The organism is Streptomyces sp. NPDC099050 (assembly GCF_044759865.1).
Taxonomy (GTDB): domain Bacteria; phylum Actinomycetota; class Actinomycetes; order Streptomycetales; family Streptomycetaceae; genus Streptomyces.
Genome location: NZ_JBIWAE010000009.1, coordinates 168,538 through 183,363, shown reverse-complemented (window position 1 = coordinate 183,363; position 14,826 = coordinate 168,538). Strand labels below are relative to the sequence as shown.

The 14,826-nt window shown below is 72.9% G+C and carries 12 protein-coding genes; 6 read left to right on the top strand and 6 right to left on the bottom strand.

Translation table 11 applies throughout. The annotated features are described in order from the left end of the window. Nucleotides 1-62: 62 nt before the first annotated feature. Together ACIQV3_RS17785 and ACIQV3_RS17780 are read right to left on the bottom strand one after the other, a co-directional pair. On the bottom strand, nucleotides 63-2,546 hold the full coding sequence (locus ACIQV3_RS17785; protein WP_403713317.1) for a helix-hairpin-helix domain-containing protein: 2,484 nt from the start codon (nucleotides 2,544-2,546) through the stop codon (nucleotides 63-65). Beyond that, nucleotides 2,543-3,535 carry an aldo/keto reductase gene (locus ACIQV3_RS17780; protein ID WP_403713316.1) on the bottom strand — a complete coding sequence of 331 codons (993 nt, stop codon included), beginning with the start codon at nucleotides 3,533-3,535 and terminating at the stop codon, nucleotides 2,543-2,545. Before ACIQV3_RS17780 ends, ACIQV3_RS17785 begins: the two co-directional genes overlap by 4 nt. A 100-nt stretch (nucleotides 3,536-3,635) precedes the next feature. Between ACIQV3_RS17780 and ACIQV3_RS17775 the strand changes: the two genes are divergently transcribed. Then, the gene (locus ACIQV3_RS17775; protein WP_403713315.1) at nucleotides 3,636-4,685 is read left to right on the top strand and encodes an LLM class F420-dependent oxidoreductase; all 1,050 of its coding nucleotides are present in this window, start codon (nucleotides 3,636-3,638) and stop codon (nucleotides 4,683-4,685) included. Between the two features lie 224 nt (nucleotides 4,686-4,909). After that, on the top strand, nucleotides 4,910-5,698 hold the full coding sequence (locus tag ACIQV3_RS17770; RefSeq protein WP_403713314.1) for a ferritin-like domain-containing protein: 789 nt from the start codon (nucleotides 4,910-4,912) through the stop codon (nucleotides 5,696-5,698). 71 nt (nucleotides 5,699-5,769) lie between these two features. Here ACIQV3_RS17770 and ACIQV3_RS17765 read toward each other — a convergent pair whose 3' ends face one another. Continuing rightward, nucleotides 5,770-6,654, bottom strand: coding sequence for a magnesium and cobalt transport protein CorA (locus ACIQV3_RS17765; protein ID WP_403713313.1), 885 nt, complete (start codon nucleotides 6,652-6,654; stop codon nucleotides 5,770-5,772). Between the two features lie 62 nt (nucleotides 6,655-6,716). Between ACIQV3_RS17765 and ACIQV3_RS17760 the strand changes: the two genes are divergently transcribed. The 4 genes from ACIQV3_RS17760 to mshC all read left to right on the top strand — a co-directional run bounded on the left by ACIQV3_RS17760 (nucleotide 6,717) and on the right by mshC (nucleotide 10,305). Beyond that, on the top strand, nucleotides 6,717-7,439 hold the full coding sequence (locus ACIQV3_RS17760) for a histidine phosphatase family protein (protein WP_403713312.1): 723 nt from the start codon (nucleotides 6,717-6,719) through the stop codon (nucleotides 7,437-7,439). 104 nt (nucleotides 7,440-7,543) lie between these two features. Further along, nucleotides 7,544-8,134: a DUF3090 domain-containing protein gene (locus tag ACIQV3_RS17755; RefSeq protein ID WP_243333987.1), complete on the top strand. Its 591-nt coding sequence runs from the start codon at nucleotides 7,544-7,546 to the stop codon at nucleotides 8,132-8,134. Then, nucleotides 8,098-8,934, top strand: a complete 837-nt coding sequence (locus ACIQV3_RS17750) for an SCO1664 family protein (RefSeq protein ID WP_403713428.1) — start codon at nucleotides 8,098-8,100, stop codon at nucleotides 8,932-8,934. Before ACIQV3_RS17755 ends, ACIQV3_RS17750 begins: the two co-directional genes overlap by 37 nt. Nucleotides 8,935-9,075: 141 nt before the next feature. Continuing rightward, nucleotides 9,076-10,305 (top strand): cysteine--1-D-myo-inosityl 2-amino-2-deoxy-alpha-D-glucopyranoside ligase, encoded by a 1,230-nt coding sequence (gene mshC, locus ACIQV3_RS17745; RefSeq protein WP_403713311.1) that lies wholly within the window; start codon nucleotides 9,076-9,078, stop codon nucleotides 10,303-10,305. Between the two features lie 99 nt (nucleotides 10,306-10,404). On the opposite strand, the gene ACIQV3_RS17740 is transcribed toward mshC, so the two are convergent. From ACIQV3_RS17740 to glpK, 3 genes are all read right to left on the bottom strand, one after another. After that, nucleotides 10,405-11,424 carry a PAC2 family protein gene (locus tag ACIQV3_RS17740; RefSeq protein ID WP_403713310.1) on the bottom strand — a complete coding sequence of 340 codons (1,020 nt, stop codon included), beginning with the start codon at nucleotides 11,422-11,424 and terminating at the stop codon, nucleotides 10,405-10,407. A gap of 127 nt (nucleotides 11,425-11,551) precedes the next feature. After that, nucleotides 11,552-13,159 carry an FAD-dependent oxidoreductase gene (locus ACIQV3_RS17735; RefSeq protein WP_403713309.1) on the bottom strand — a complete coding sequence of 536 codons (1,608 nt, stop codon included), beginning with the start codon at nucleotides 13,157-13,159 and terminating at the stop codon, nucleotides 11,552-11,554. A 49-nt stretch (nucleotides 13,160-13,208) separates the two neighbouring features. Further along, nucleotides 13,209-14,750, bottom strand: a complete 1,542-nt coding sequence (glpK, locus tag ACIQV3_RS17730; protein WP_403713308.1) for a glycerol kinase GlpK — start codon at nucleotides 14,748-14,750, stop codon at nucleotides 13,209-13,211. Nucleotides 14,751-14,826 lie beyond the last annotated feature (76 nt).

The window sequence follows — 14,826 nt, the reverse complement described above, 5'->3', positions numbered from 1 at the left end:
GAAGCGCCGTGGGCGACGCACCGCGGCCCCGTCCCGGGTGGGACGGGGCCGCGGTGCGTCCGTCACTCGGACCGGGCCGACTCCGGCGCCGCTGCCACTGCCGATGGGACGAGGCCCCGCAGCAGACCCGTCAGCCGGGTCGTACGGGGCTTCGCCGGGACCTCGGCGACCGCGCGCGGCAGGGCCTGGTCCACCCCGTGCACCACCGAGAGGTGCCGCTCGGCCCGGCCGAAGGCCGTGTACACCCAGTCCCGGGACAGGGCCTGAGCCGCGTCCCCGGGCAGGACCACGACCGCCGCCGGCCAGCGCGAGCCGACGGCCTGATGCGCCGTCACGGCCCAGCCGTGCCGCACCTGCGCCTCCACCCGCTCCTTCGGTACGACGATCCGCGCGCCCGCGGCTCCGGCCAGGTGCAGCCCCTGCGCGTCGGCCGACACCACCAGGGCCGGCAAAGCCCGCCCGGCGGAGGGCACGTGGACCACCCGGTCACCGGGGTCGAAGCCGCCGAACCGGCCGGGGCCCGGGTTCAGCCGCTCCTTGAGGGCCGCGTTGAGCGCGCGGGTGCCCGCCGGGCCGCCGTGGCCCGGGGTGATCACCTGCACGGCGTCCGCCGGGATGCCGAAGGCGCGGGGCACCGACTCGGCCACCAGCTGCACGGTGCGGTGCACCGCCTCCCCGGCGTCACGGACGGGGACGATGACGACCTCCTTGCCGGGGGCGTCGACCTGGTACAGCTCCCCGACGCCGACTCCCGAGACCAGCTCGCCGATCGGGCCCGGGTCCGGGATCCGGGAGACGAGCTGCGGGCAGGCACGGGCCGCGAGCACATCGGCGAAGACCCGGCCGGGACCGGCGGAGCCGAGCACCGCGGGGTCACCGGACAGCACCAGGCGGGCCCCGTCGGGGACGGACTCCACCAGCGCGGCGGCCGTCTCCACGTCCAGCTGCGGGGCGTCCAGCACGATCAGCAGGTCCAGCGCGAACCGCCCGTCCGCGTCCCGCCCCGGGCCCTCCGCGCCGGCCAGCAAGCCCGCCACGGTGACGGCCCCCTCGGCGGGGGCGTGCGCGGCCAGGCAGACCCGCAGGCCGAACTCCCGGGCGGCCGCGAACAGGGCGCGGGGCTCGGCGCGCGCGGCCTCGCCGCCGGTGTGGGTGACCAGGCCGTGCCCGGCGGCGGCGCGGATCAGTTCGGCGCCGGGGCCGGTGCCGGCCTTGTCCCAGTCGGCGGGATCCGTGAAGGCGCTGGCGATCCGGGCCAGGCCCTCGGCGAGGCTCTCCTCGGCCATGGCGCAGCCCTCCAGGCCCACCAGGATCCGGACGGGCTGCTCCGCATCCTCGGTGGACTCCGCTACGGGCGGACCGACCGGCTCCTCGAAGGCCAGCGCGGCGCCTTCGCCGACGGCCGCCTCCAGGGCCTCCGCGGGGTCGGGCACGCCGTACTGGGCGAGCGCCGCCTCCAGGGTCGGCGCCTCCAGCACGGTGTGGCCCTTCACGGCGGCCTGCGCCAGCAGCCAGCCCACCAGGGCGGCGGCGCGCCGCTCGTCACCGGGGCCGGTCGTCTCGGCGCCGAGCAGGGCGCGGGCGAACCCGTCGGCCTGCGTCGGCCGGACCCCGGCGACGGCCAGCAGCCGCCAGGGCGACTCGGTGAGCTGCTCGGCGGCGTCCTCGCCGAGGGCGGCGGCCGTCTGCGGGGCGAGGTTCTCGGGGGCTCCGCCCCTGACGAGGACCTCGCGGACGGCCCGGACGGCGTCGGGGGAGGCGGGGGCGGCCGTGGCCGCCGTGGGCGTGGGCGTGGGCGCGGAAGCCGGCACCGGGGCGGTGGCCGGGGCGCGCTCCGGCGCGGGCGCCGGGACGGTCCTGTGCGGCGCCGGCGCGTCGAACCGGGCGGGGGGCTTGGCGCCGCTCTCCACGGCCCGTACGGCGGCCAGCAGGTCGGCGGCCGTACCGCTGAGCTTGGCGCCGGCCTCCACGGGAGCCTCGCGCTCCGCCTTGCGGCGGGCGATGCGCTCCCGCTCGATCTTCTGCGCGGCCAGTTCCGCGGCCGCTTCGCTGAGCTGGGGCTTGGCCTCGGCGGTCCCGTCCGCGGGGGCGTTCCCGCCGGTCCCGTCGGCCGCTTCCGCGCCTGAACCCGCTTCCGCTTCCGCTTCCGCTTCCGCGTCTGCTTCCGCTTCCGCGTCCGTGTCGCCAGTGGGGGGCCCTGCGGGGCTTTCCCCCACCCCGCCCCTTCCCGAAACCGGGGTCTCCGCCCCCGGCCCCCCGTCCTCGGCTCCGTCGGACGGAGGGGCCTCCGCTCGCGCGTCGCCGTCCTCGGCTTCGCCGGACGGCGGGGTCTCCGCCCCCGGCCCCCCGTCCTCGGCTTCGCCCGACAGCGGGGTCTCCGCCCGCGCGTCGCCGTCCTCGGCTTCGCCGGCGGGGGCGGCCTTCGGCTGGGGGGCGTCCGTGGTCGCGGGTTCGCCGGGCTCCGGGGCCGGGTCGGCTTCCGCGGCGGCGGGGGTGTGCTCCCGGGCCGGGTCGGCCGGTTCTGCCGCGGCGGCGGTGTCGCTCACAAAGTGCTCCAGTCCTGATCGGGGTAGCGGTGGACGGGCGCCGAGACGTCGTCCAGTGCTTGGCGGATCTCCTCCGGAAGACTAAGGGCCTCCACCGACAGGGCCGCCCCGAGCTGCGCCGACGTGCGCGCCCCGACGATCGGCGCGGCCACCCCGGGGCGGTCCCGGACCCAGGCCAGGGACACCTGGAGCGGGGTCACCGCGAGGCCGTGCGCGGCCGTCGCCACCGCGTCCACGATCCGGCTCGCCGCCTCGTCCAGGTAGGGGTCCACGAACGCGGCCAGGGTCTCCGAGGCGCCCCGGGAGTCCGCCGGGGTGCCCGCCCGGTACTTGCCCGTCAGGACGCCCCGGCCGAGGGGGGAGGCGGGCAGGAGGGACAGGCCCAGGTCCAGCGCGGCCGGGACCACCTCCCGTTCCACGCCGCGCTGGAGCAGGGAGTACTCCATCTGCGTCGATGCCAGCCGGGTCCGTACCCCCGGCGCCGCGAGCTGCCAGGTCGCCGCCTTCGCGAGCTGCCAGCCGCTGAAGTTCGACACGCCCGCGTACCGGGCCCGGCCGCTGCTCACCGCGATGTCCAGCGCCTGGAGGGTCTCCTCCAGCGGGGTCCAGGGGTCGAAGGCGTGGACCTGCCAGAGATCGACGTAGTCCGTGTCCAGACGGGCCAGGGAATCGTCCAGCGCGGCGAGCAGATGGCCGCGCGAGGCGTCGAAGCGGCGGTCCGGATCCGCCACCCCGCCGGCCTTCGTCGCGATCACCAGATCCCGCCGCGGGACGACGGAACCGATCAACTGCCCGAGGAGGTACTCCGCCTCCCCGCCCCCGTACACGTCCGCGGTGTCCACGAGCGTGCCGCCCGCGTTCCAGAACGTCTTCAACTGCGCGGCCGCTTCCGCCTCGTCCGGTCCGTCCGCCGACCGGCCCCAGGTCAGTGTGCCGAGACCGATCCGGGAGACGCGCAGTCCGGTGCGGCCGAGATGCCTCTGCTCCATGAGGGCTGAGACTACTGCCGCACTGACGCGGGACGGCCGGGCGCGCTACAGTCCCCGCAGACCTACGTTACTGATCGGTAAACCGGTAAGGGGACGACTTATGCGGCTCGGCATCAATCTCGGCTACTGGGGCGCTGGCATGGACGCCGACAACCTGGCCGTCGCGCAGGAGGCCGACCGCCTCGGCTACGACGTCTGCTGGGCCGCTGAGGCCTACGGCTCCGACGCGCCGACCGTGCTCGCCTGGGTCGCCGCCCAGACCGAGCGCATCGACGTGGGCTCCGCGATCCTGCAGATCCCGGCCCGCCAGCCCGCCATGACGGCCATGACCGCCGCCACCCTCGACTCGCTCACCAAGGGCCGCTTCCGGCTCGGCCTCGGCGTGTCCGGACCGCAGGTGTCCGAGGGCTGGTACGGCGTGAAGTTCGACAAGCCGCTCGCGCGGACCCGCGAGTACGTGGAGATCGTCCGCAAGGCGATGACCCGCGAGAGGCTGTCGTACGAGGGCGAGCACTGGACCCTGCCGCTGCCCGGCGGGCCGGGCAAGCCGCTCAAGCTGACCGTGCACCCCGAGCGCGAGCACATCCCGCTCTACATCGCCGCGATCGGGCCGAAGAACCTGGAGCAGACCGGCGAGATCGCCGACGGCGCCCTGCTGATCTTCCCGGCCGCCGAGCACCTGGAGGCCACCGCCCTCACCCACATCCGGGCGGGCCGCGAGAAGGCCGGGCTGACCATGGAGGGCTTCGACGTCTGCCCGACCGTGCCGCTGGCCCTCGGCGAGGACGTGGCTGGGCTCGCCGATATGTTCCGCCCGTACACCGCCCTGTACGTGGGCGGCATGGGCAGCCGCAAGCAGAACTTCTACAACCAGCTGGCCCAGCGCATGGGCTACGAGAAGGAAGCCGCCGAGATCCAGGACAAGTACCTGGCCGGGGACAAGCAGGGCGCGGCCGCCGCGGTCCCGCACTCGCTGATCGACTCCACCACCCTGCTGGGCCCGGTGGAGCGCATCGCCGACGGGATGCGGGCCTACGCCGAGGCCGGGGTCACCACCCTGACGCTCGCCCCGGCCGGCTTCACCCTGGAGGAGCGCACCGCCGCCCTGCGGGCCGGCGTCGAGGCCATGGAGCTCGCCGGCCTGGCCTGAGCGGCAGCACGCCGAAGCCGTGCGGGGGCGGCGTGAAAAGGGAACGAGGTCTGCGGCCGTGGTGGGGGCTCGGGGGGTCTTCCCCGCCACGGCCGACACAGCCAACAACGCGCGGGGCGGCCGTGGGGTTACGCCCCCGGAGCCGCCGGTCGCAGTCGTTCATTCGGCCGAGCCGTACGCCGCACCCGGTTGCCCGGCCCGCGAATCGGCCCTTCACTCGATACATGCTCTCTGCGCACAGCCTGTTCCGGGAGATCGTCGACCACGACGCCTCCTTCCAGCTGTTCTGCTCGATCGCGGCCGGCGGTGAGTCCCAGGGCGGCTGGGAGAACGCCCGGATCGCTGCCCTGGTGCCCGACTCCATGCGCGACCTCGCGCCCAAGATCACCCGGCACGGCGCCGACGAGGACAAACACGGCCGGATCTTCAACGCGCTGCTCCGCAAGCGCGGCCTGCCGCCCGTGCCCGTCCCGCCGGAGACCGACTACACGATGCTGCTGGAGCGGCGCGGCATCGGCCTGAGCCACGAGAAGCTGCGCGGCGAGCGGGCCCTCAGCGAAGAGGACATCGTCGTCTACCTCGCGCACAGCCGGGTCACCGAACAGCGCGCCGCCGACCAGATGATCATGCTCGTCCGGCACTTCGGGGACGACCCCGAACTCGGCAAGGCCATCCGCATGATCGGCGCGGACGAGGAAAACCACCTGGCCTACTGCCACGAGGAACTGCTCCGCCTCGCCCGCGCCGGCCACGGCCGGACCATCCACCGGGTGCTGCGCGAGTGCGCGCTCGCCGAGATCACCGTCTACCGCGACGTGAGCCTCGCGGTCATGGGCCACATGGGGCGGCTGCTGGCCTGGCCCGCGCCGAAGGCGGCCGCGCTGGCCGCCGGGATCCGCGGGATGTACGCGTACGAGCGCTTCAGCGGCTGGCACCGGATGGTCGACCTGAGCCCGCCGGAGCGGACCAACCCCCTGGGCGGGAAGCCGACCTCGGCGCCCGAGTTCGCCTAGGTCCGCGCCGGCCCGGGACACGCACCGGCCCCGGGCCCAGCCGGCCCGGGGTCCGCCGGCCGGGCCCCCGCCTACAGCCAACCGCGGCGCTTGAACATCCGGTGGAGGCCCAGGCACATGGCCACCATCACCAGCACCACCAGCGGATAGCCCCAGCGCTGCTTGAGCTCCGGCATGTGCTCGAAGTTCATCCCGTAGATCCCCGCCACCATCGTCGGGACCGCCGCCATGGCCGCCCAGGCCGAGATCTTGCGCATGACGTCGTTCTGCCGGACGCCCATCTGCGCCAGGTGCGCGGCCAGCGCGTCCGAGAGCAGCCGGTCCAGGCCCTCGACGTACTCGTTCGCCTTCGTCAGGTGGTCCGCGACGTCGCGGACCTGCCGCTTGAAGCCGTAGATCCGGGCGGCGGTGTTCTTGCTGTCCGCGGGATTCGGGGAGAAGACCTCCGCCTCCAGCTCCTCCAGGTCCACCTGGAGCTCGGCCGCCACCTCGATGTAGTGGTCGACCACCGAGTCCGAGACCGCGTACAGCACCGCGGTCGGCCCCTGCGCCAACACCTCGGGATCCTGCTCCAGCCGGTGCCGTACGGCGGCCAGCGCGGCCCCCTCGCCGTGCCGGACCGTGACGACGAAGGAGTCGCCGATGAACACCATCAGCTCGCCCGTGCTCACCGTGTCCGAGGTGTCGTCGTACATCACCGGCTTGAGGACCACGAACAGCGAATCGTCGTAGACCTCCATCTTCGGCCGCTGGTGCGCGGTCAGCGCGTCCTCCACGGCCAGCGGGTGCAGCCCGAACTCCTGGCTGACGTGCTCGAATTCCTTCTCCGTCGGCTCGTACATGCCCACCCAGAGAAAGGCGTCACCGGTGGCCCGCGCCTCGTCGAGGGCATCGGAGAAATCGTCGGGCGCCTCTGAGCGGCGGCCCTCGCGGTACATGGCGCAGTCCACAATCACTCGCGCATTGTTCCCCGCCCGGGCCCCGGCCGCACGCCGGCGTCACCGCTTACCCTTCTGCCATGGCCACGCTGATCCTCGTACGACACGGGCGGTCCACCGCCAACACCGCAGGGCTGCTCGCCGGATGGACCCCGGGGGTGACCCTCGACGAGCACGGCGCCGCACAGGCCGCCGCGCTGCCCGGGCGGCTCGCCGCCGTGCCGCTCGCCGCCGCCGTCTCCAGCCCGCTGGAGCGGTGCGCCGAAACCCTGGCCCCGCTGCTGGCGGCCCGGCCCGACCTCCCGCTGCACACCGACGAGCGGATCGGCGAGTGCCACTACGGCGACTGGTCGGGCCGCAAACTCTCCGAACTGTCCGAAGAACCGCTGATGCGCATCGTCCAGCAGCACCCCTCGGCCGCCGCCTTCCCCGGCGGCGAGTCGATGCGCGCCATGCAGGCCCGCGCCGTGGACGCCGTCCGCGACTGGAACGCGCGGATCGAGGAGGAACACGGCGCCGACGCCGTGTTCCTTATGTGCTCGCACGGCGACATCATCAAGTCCCTTGTCGCGGACGCCCTCGGCATGCACCTGGACCTCTTCCAGCGGATCCACGTCGACCCCTGCTCGGTCACCGCGATCCGCTACACGCCGACCCGGCCCTTCCTGCTCCGGCTCGGCGACACCGGCGACTTCGCCTCGTTCGCCCCCCGCGAGAGCCCCGCGCAGGACGCCGCGGCGGCCGAGGGCGACGCGGAAGCGGCCGGGGAGGCGGTCGTAGGGGGTGGTGCGGGCGCGGTGTGATCGAACGGCGCAGTAGGGTGGACGGGCCAACCCATGGGCGCAGCCCTGCCCCTGCCTCCCCCAGACTCCGTCTGGGGGCACCCCCGGACGCTTGGAGACTGGACGTGCCCCGTCAGGTGTTCCTCTACGACCCACCGGACCGTTTCGTGGCCGGCACGGTCGGCCTGCCTGGACGCCGTACGTTCTTCCTGCAGGCTTCCACCGGCCCCCGCGTCACCTCCGTCTCCCTGGAGAAGACCCAGGTGGCGGCGCTCGCGGAGCGGATGGAAGAACTGCTGGACGAGGTCGTACGGCGCACCGGGGGCAATGCCCCCGTCCCCGCCGTGGCCCCCGCCGAGGCGACCGACACCGCCCCCCTGGACGTCCCCGTCGAGGAGGAGTTCCGCGTCGGAACCATGGCCCTGGCCTGGGACGGCGAGGACCAGCGCATGATCGTCGAGGCGCAGGCCCTGGTGGAACTCGACGCCGACTCGGAGGAGGACCTCGCCGAGGCGGAGGAGCGCCTCCTGCAGGACGAGGAGAACGGGCCGCCGATGCTGCGCGTGCGCCTCACCGGCGCCCAGGCCCGGGCCTTCACCAAGCGGGCCCTGGACGTGGTCAACGCGGGCCGGCCGCCGTGCCCGCTGTGCAGCCTCCCGCTGGACCCCGAAGGGCACGTCTGCCCGCGCCAGAACGGCTACCGGCGCCAGGCGTGAACGCCACGGGGGAGTTGGAGGAGCTGCTGGCCCACGGGGAACTCACCGTCGTCGGCCAGATCCGGGAGGCGTCCAACGCCGTCCTGCTGTGCACCGTCACCCACGGGGGCGCGAGCACCGACTGCGTGTACAAACCGGTCAAGGGAGAGCGCCCGCTGTGGGACTTCCCCGACGGCAACCTCGCCCAGCGCGAGGTCGCCGCCTACCTGGTCTCCGAGGCCACCGGCTGGGGGCTGGTGCCCCCGACCGTGCTGCGCGACGGACCGTACGGCGAGGGCATGGTCCAGCAGTGGATCGAGACGGGGGAGTCCCCGGAGGCCGAGCTGCTCGCGCTCGTGGACGGCGAGGAGGCGGGGGAGGGCTGGAGGCCCGTCGCCTTCGCCGAGGTCGGCGAGGGCCGCACCGCTCTCCTCGTGCACGCCGACGACGAACGGCTGCGCCGGATGTCCGTCCTCGACGCCGTGATCAACAACGGCGACCGCAAGGGCGGCCACCTGCTGCCCGCCCCCGACGGACGGCTCTACGGCATCGACCACGGAGTGACCTTCCACACCGAGGACAAACTGCGCACCCTGCTCTGGGGCTGGGCGGGGGAGCCGCTGACGGAGGAAGCGGGTTCCGTCCTGACCGCCCTGGCGACCGCACTGGCCGCCGGAGAGCCCCTCGCCACCCGACTGGCCGAACTGCTCACCACCGGCGAGCTGGCCGCCGTACGGGCCCGCGTGGCCCTGCTGCTGCGCACCGGGAAGCATCCGCAGCCCTCCGGGCAGTGGCCCGCGATCCCCTGGCCGCCCGTCTGAGCGGCCCGCTGCCCGCTCTGAGCGGGCAGCGGCCCGTACGGGCCCGCACGCATAGAACCGGCCATGGCGCAAGAGCACCGATCAAGACAACAGTGCAGGTCCGGTTAGTTTTCGGAACACCCGTCCGGTTAGTCTCGAGACATGCATGCCTGGCCCGCTTCTGAGGTCCCCGCCCTTCCTGGCAAGGGCCGCGACCTCCAGATCCACGACACCGCGACCCAAGGGACGATCACCCTCGCCCCCGGTCCCGTCGCCCGTATCTACGTCTGCGGGATCACCCCGTACGACGCGACGCACATCGGTCACGCGGCGACCTACAACGCGTTCGACCTCGTGCAGCGCGTGTGGCTCGACACCAAGCGGCAGGTCATCTACGTCCAGAACGTCACGGACGTCGACGATCCACTGCTGGAGCGGGCCCTGCGCGACAACCAGGACTGGACGGAGCTCGCCGAACGCGAGACCGCTCTCTTCCGTGAGGACATGACCGCCCTGCGGATGCTGCCCCCGCAGCACTACATCGGCGCGGTCGAGGCCATACCCGGCATCGTGCCGCTGGTCGAGCGGCTGCGGGACGCGGGCGCCGCCTACGAGCTGGACGGCGACGTCTACTTCTCGGTGGAGTCCGACCCGAACTTCGGCAAGGTGTCCCACCTGGACGCCGAGGCGATGCGGCTGCTCTCGGCCGAGCGCGGCGGCGACCCGGACCGGGCGGGCAAGAAGAACCCGCTCGACCCGATGCTGTGGATGGCGGCCCGCCCGGGCGAGCCGAGCTGGGACGGCGGCTCGCTGGGCCGCGGCCGGCCCGGCTGGCACATCGAGTGCGTGGCCATCGCCCTGGACCACCTGGGCATGACCTTCGACATCCAGGGCGGCGGCTCCGACCTCGCCTTCCCGCACCACGAGATGGGCGCCTCGCACGCCCAGGTGCTGACGGGCGAGTTCCCGATGGCCAAGGCGTACGTACACGCCGGGATGGTCGCGCTGCACGGCGAGAAGATGTCGAAGTCCAAGGGCAACCTGGTCTTCGTATCGGCCCTGCGCCGGGCCGGAGTGGACCCGGCGGCGATCCGCCTGGCCCTGCTCTCGCACCACTACCGCGCGGACTGGGAGTGGACCGACGAGGTCCTCGCGGAGGCGGTGGCCCGCCTGGAGCGCTGGCGCGCGGCCGTCTCCCGCCCCGACGGCATCCCGGCCGACGACCTGGTCGAGGAGGTCCGCGAGGCCCTGTCCAACGACCTGAACGCCCCTGCCGCCCTCGCGGCGGTGGACCGCTGGGTCGAGCGCCAGCTCGTCTCCGACGGAGACGACGAATCGGCCCCGGGCCTGGTCTCCCGCACGGTCGACGCGCTGCTGGGCGTGGCTCTCTAAACACCCACGCGGAGGGGCGGGGTCCGGGGCGGAGCCCCGGGATACGGCGAAAGGGCGGGGCGGGGAGAAAGATCCCCCGCCCCGCCCCCCCCGCACGGGCTACGCCTCCGGAGTCGTCTCGTCCTCGTCCGGCGAGGCCGCCGGGGGAGCCGGGGGAGCCGGGGGAGCCGGGGGCTCGTCCCCGGAACCGGACGGCTCCGGCTTCCGCTTCGGCGGGCGCGGCATGCCGCCCGAGGTGTCCCTCAGGTACGACCCGTCACCCGGCTCCGCACCCGCGGAAGGATCCCGCCGCCGCAGGTACCGCTCGAACTCCCGGGCAATCGCATCCCCGGACGCCTCCGGCAGATCCGCCGTGTCCCGCGCCTCCTCCAGCGTCTGGACGTACTCCGCCACCTCGCTGTCCTCGGCCGCCAGTTGGTCCACGCCCAGCTGCCACGCCCGCGCGTCCTCGGGGAGTTCGCCCAGCGGGATCCGGATGTCGATCAGATCCTCCAGCCGGTTGAGCAGCGCGAGGGTCGCCTTCGGGTTCGGCGGCTGCGACACGTAGTGCGGCACCGCCGCCCACAGGGACACCGCCGGCACCCCGGCATGGGTGCAGGCCTCCTGGAGGATGCCCACGATCCCGGTCGGGCCCTCGTACTTGGTCTCCTCCAGGTCCATCGTCCGCGCCAGATCCGCGTCCGAGGTCACCCCGCTGACCGGCACCGGGCGGGTGTGCGGGGTGTCGCCCAGCAGCGCCCCGAGGATGACGACCATCTCCACGCCCAGCTCGTGGGCGAAGCCCAGGATCTCGTTGCAGAACGAACGCCACCGCATGGACGGTTCGATGCCCCGCACCAGCACGAGGTCGCGCGGTTTGGTCCCGCCGATGCGGACCACCGACAGCCGGGTCGTCGGCCAGGTGATCTTCCGCACCCCGTTGTCCAGCCACACCGTCGGCCGGTTGACCTGGAAGTCGTAGTAGTCCTCGGCGTCCAGAGCCGCGAAGACCTCGCCCTTCCACTCCCGGTCCAGGTGTGCGACCGCCCCGGAGGCGGCGTCACCCGCGTCGTTCCAGCCCTCGAACGCGGCCACCATGACCGGGTCGATCAGCTCGGGCACGCCCTCAAGCTCGATCACCCAGGTCTCCTTCCGAAGTTCCCTTGTGTACGTGGGTCAGCCTAAGCCTTGATGAGGCACCGGCCACAGCCCACGACAGAGGGGCGGTTCCCCCTGGAACCGCCCCTCTGCCCGTTCACGCCACCGCTTATGCCTTGTCGGCCAACATCTCCTCGACCCGGCCGCGCACTTCGGCGCTGTCCAGACCGCGGACCGTCACCGTCGTACGGCGGCGCAGCACGTCGTCCGCCGTCTCGGCCCACTCGTTGTCCCGGGCGTAGGCGACCTGCGCCCAGATCTCCGGCCCGTCCGGGTGGATCCGCTCGGCCAGAGCCGGGTCCTCGTTCGCGATCCGCGCGATGTCGAAGGCGAGCGAGCCGTAGTGCGAGGCCAGGTGGCGCGCGGTCAGCGGGTCCATCCGGGAGCCCGGCTCGCGGTCCACGAGCAGCCGGTGCGCCACCGCGTTCGGGTTGGCGACACCGGGCAGCGCGATCCGTCGTACGAGGGACTTCACCGGCTCCATGTCCTCGGTCAGCGGGCTGCCGGGGAGCTTGGCCAGCTTGTCCATGACCACGCGGCCGATGTGCCGGTACGTGGTCCACTTGCCGCCGGCCACCGACAGCATGCCGCCCGCGCCCTCGGAGACGACCGTCTCGCGCTTGGCCTTCTCCACCCCGCCCGGTCCGCCAGGCAGCACGCGCAGGCCCGCGAAGGCGTACGTCATCAGCGAGCGGTCCAGATCGGCGTCCTTCACCGAGAAGGCCGCCTCGTCCAGGATCTGCTGGATGTCGCCCTCGGTGGCGCGCACGTCCGCCGGGTCGCCCTCGTACACCTCGTCCGTGGTGCCCAGCAGCAGCTGGTCCTCCCACGGCAGGGCGAAGGTGATGCGGTACTTGTCGATCGGGGTGGCCATGGCGGCCTTCCACGGCGACTTGCGCTTCATCACGATGTGCGCGCCCTTGGAGAGGCGGATGGACGGCATCGAGTGCTTGTCCTCCATGCGCCGCAGGTGGTCCACCCACGGGCCGGTGGCGTTCAGCACGACGCGGGCGTCCACACCGAACTCGGTGCCGTCCAGGCGGTCCTTGAGCTCGGCGCCCGAGACCCGGCCGCGCGTCATGCGCAGCCCGGTGACCTCGGCGTGGTTCAGGACGACCGCGCCCGACTCGACGGCCGCGCGGACCGTCATGACGGCGACGCGCGAGTCGTTCATCTGGTGGTCGTAGTAGACCGCGACGGCCTTCAGGTTGTCCGTCTTCAGACCCGGATTGTCGGCGGCGGCACGCGCCGGAGAAATGATCTTGCCCATGCCGTCGCCGAAGGCGGAGAGCGCCGAGTACGCGAACACGCCCGCGCCCAGCTTCGCCGCGCCCACCGGACCGCCCTTGTACACCGGGAGGTAGAAGGTGAGCGGGTTGACCAGGTGCGGGGCCACGTCCTTGGCCAGCACCCGGCGCTCGTGGTGGTTCTCCGCGACCAGCTTGACCGAGCCGGTCTGCAGGTAGCGCAGGCCGCCGTGGACGAGCTTGGAAGAGGCCGAGGAGGTGGCGCCGGCGAAGTCGCCGGCGTCCACCATCGCGACCCGCAGACCCGACTGCGCGGCGTGCCAGGCCACCGAGGTGCCCAGGATCCCACCGCCGATGACCAGCAGGTCGTACGTGGCCTTCGCCAGCTGCTCACGGGTCTCGGCGCGGCTCGCGTTCGAACCGGCGGTCGGGTGCGTACCCAGGGTGGGAACGCTCTGCAGGCTGCTCATATCCCTTGACTCCTACTTGCTCGTCGAATTGCGCCGGAGCTGTCTGCGGTCAGCTGGCGTCTTCGTCGTCGACCCAGCCCATGGACCGCTCCACGGCCTTGAGCCAGCTCTTGTACTCGCGCTCCCGCTGCTCGGCGGGCATCCGCGGGGTCCACTCCGCCGCGCGGCGCCAGTTGGCGCGCAGGGCGTCGGTGTCGGGCCAGAAGCCGACGGCCAGGCCGGCGGCGTAGGCGGCGCCGAGGCAGGTGGTCTCGGCGACCATCGGGCGCACCACGGGGGCGTCCACGAAGTCGGAGAGCGTCTGCATCAGCAGGTTGTTGGAGGTCATGCCGCCGTCGACCTTGAGGGCGGCGAGCTCGACGCCCGAGTCCTTGGTCATGGCGTCGGTGATCTCGCGGGTCTGCCAGGCGGTGGCCTCCAGGACGGCACGGGCGATGTGCGCCTTGGTGACGTACCGGGTGAGGCCGGCGATCACACCGCGGGCGTCGGACCGCCAGTACGGGGCGAACAGGCCGGAGAAGGCGGGCACGAAGTACGCGCCGCCGTTGTCCTCGACGGAGGAGGCCAGGGTCTCGATCTCGGCCGCGGTCTTGATCATGCCCATCTGGTCGCGCATCCACTGGACGAGCGAGCCGGTGACGGCGATGGAGCCCTCCAGCGCGTAGACCGGCTTCTGGTCGCCGATCTGGTAGCCGACCGTGGTCAGCAGCCCGCTGTAAGAGTTGATGATCTTGTCGCCGGTGTTCATCAGCATGAACGTTCCGGTGCCGTACGTGGACTTCGCCTCGCCCTCGGCGAAACAGGTCTGGCCGAACAGCGCGGCCTGCTGGTCGCCGAGCGCCGAGGCGACCGGGACGCCCGCGAGGACGCCCTCCTTGACGTGGCCGTAGACCTCGGCGGAGGACTTGATCTCCGGGAGGACGTTGAGGGGCACGTCCATGGACTCGGCGATCTTCTCGTCCCAGGCCAGGGTGTGCAGGTTCATCAGCATGGTGCGCGAGGCGTTGGTGACGTCGGTGACGTGCACACCGCCCTGGGCGCCGCCGGTGAGGTTCCAGATGACCCAGGAGTCCATGGTGCCGAAGAGGATGTCGCCGGCCGCGGCGCGCTCGCGCAGCCCCTCGACGTTGTCGAGCAGCCAGCGGATCTTCGGGCCGGCGAAGTAGCTCGCCAGCGGCAGGCCCGTCTCGCGGCGGAAGCGGTCCTGGCCGACGTTGCGGCCGAGCTCCTTGCACAGGGCGTCGGTGCGGGTGTCCTGCCAGACCAGCGCGTTGTGGACCGGCTCGCCGGTGTGGCGGTCCCACAGCAGGGTGGTTTCGCGCTGGTTGGTGATGCCGACGGCCTTGACGTCGGCGGAGGTGAAGCCCGGAACGCCCTGGGCGGCCTTGGTCATGGCCCCGGCGACGACCTCCTGGACGTTGGTCCAGATCTCGGCGGCGTCGTGCTCGACCCAGCCCGGCTTCGGGAAGATCTGCTCGTGCTCCTTCTGGTCGACGGCGACGATGCGGCCGTCACGGTCGAAGACGATGCAGCGGGAGGAGGTGGTGCCCTGGTCGATCGCGGCGATGAAGGGGCCGGTGCTGGTGGTCATGGTGGCTGCTCCTGGCAGGTGTCGAAGTAGGCGGAATCAGAATGGCGGTGCGGATGGTGCCGTGGTGCCGATTGCT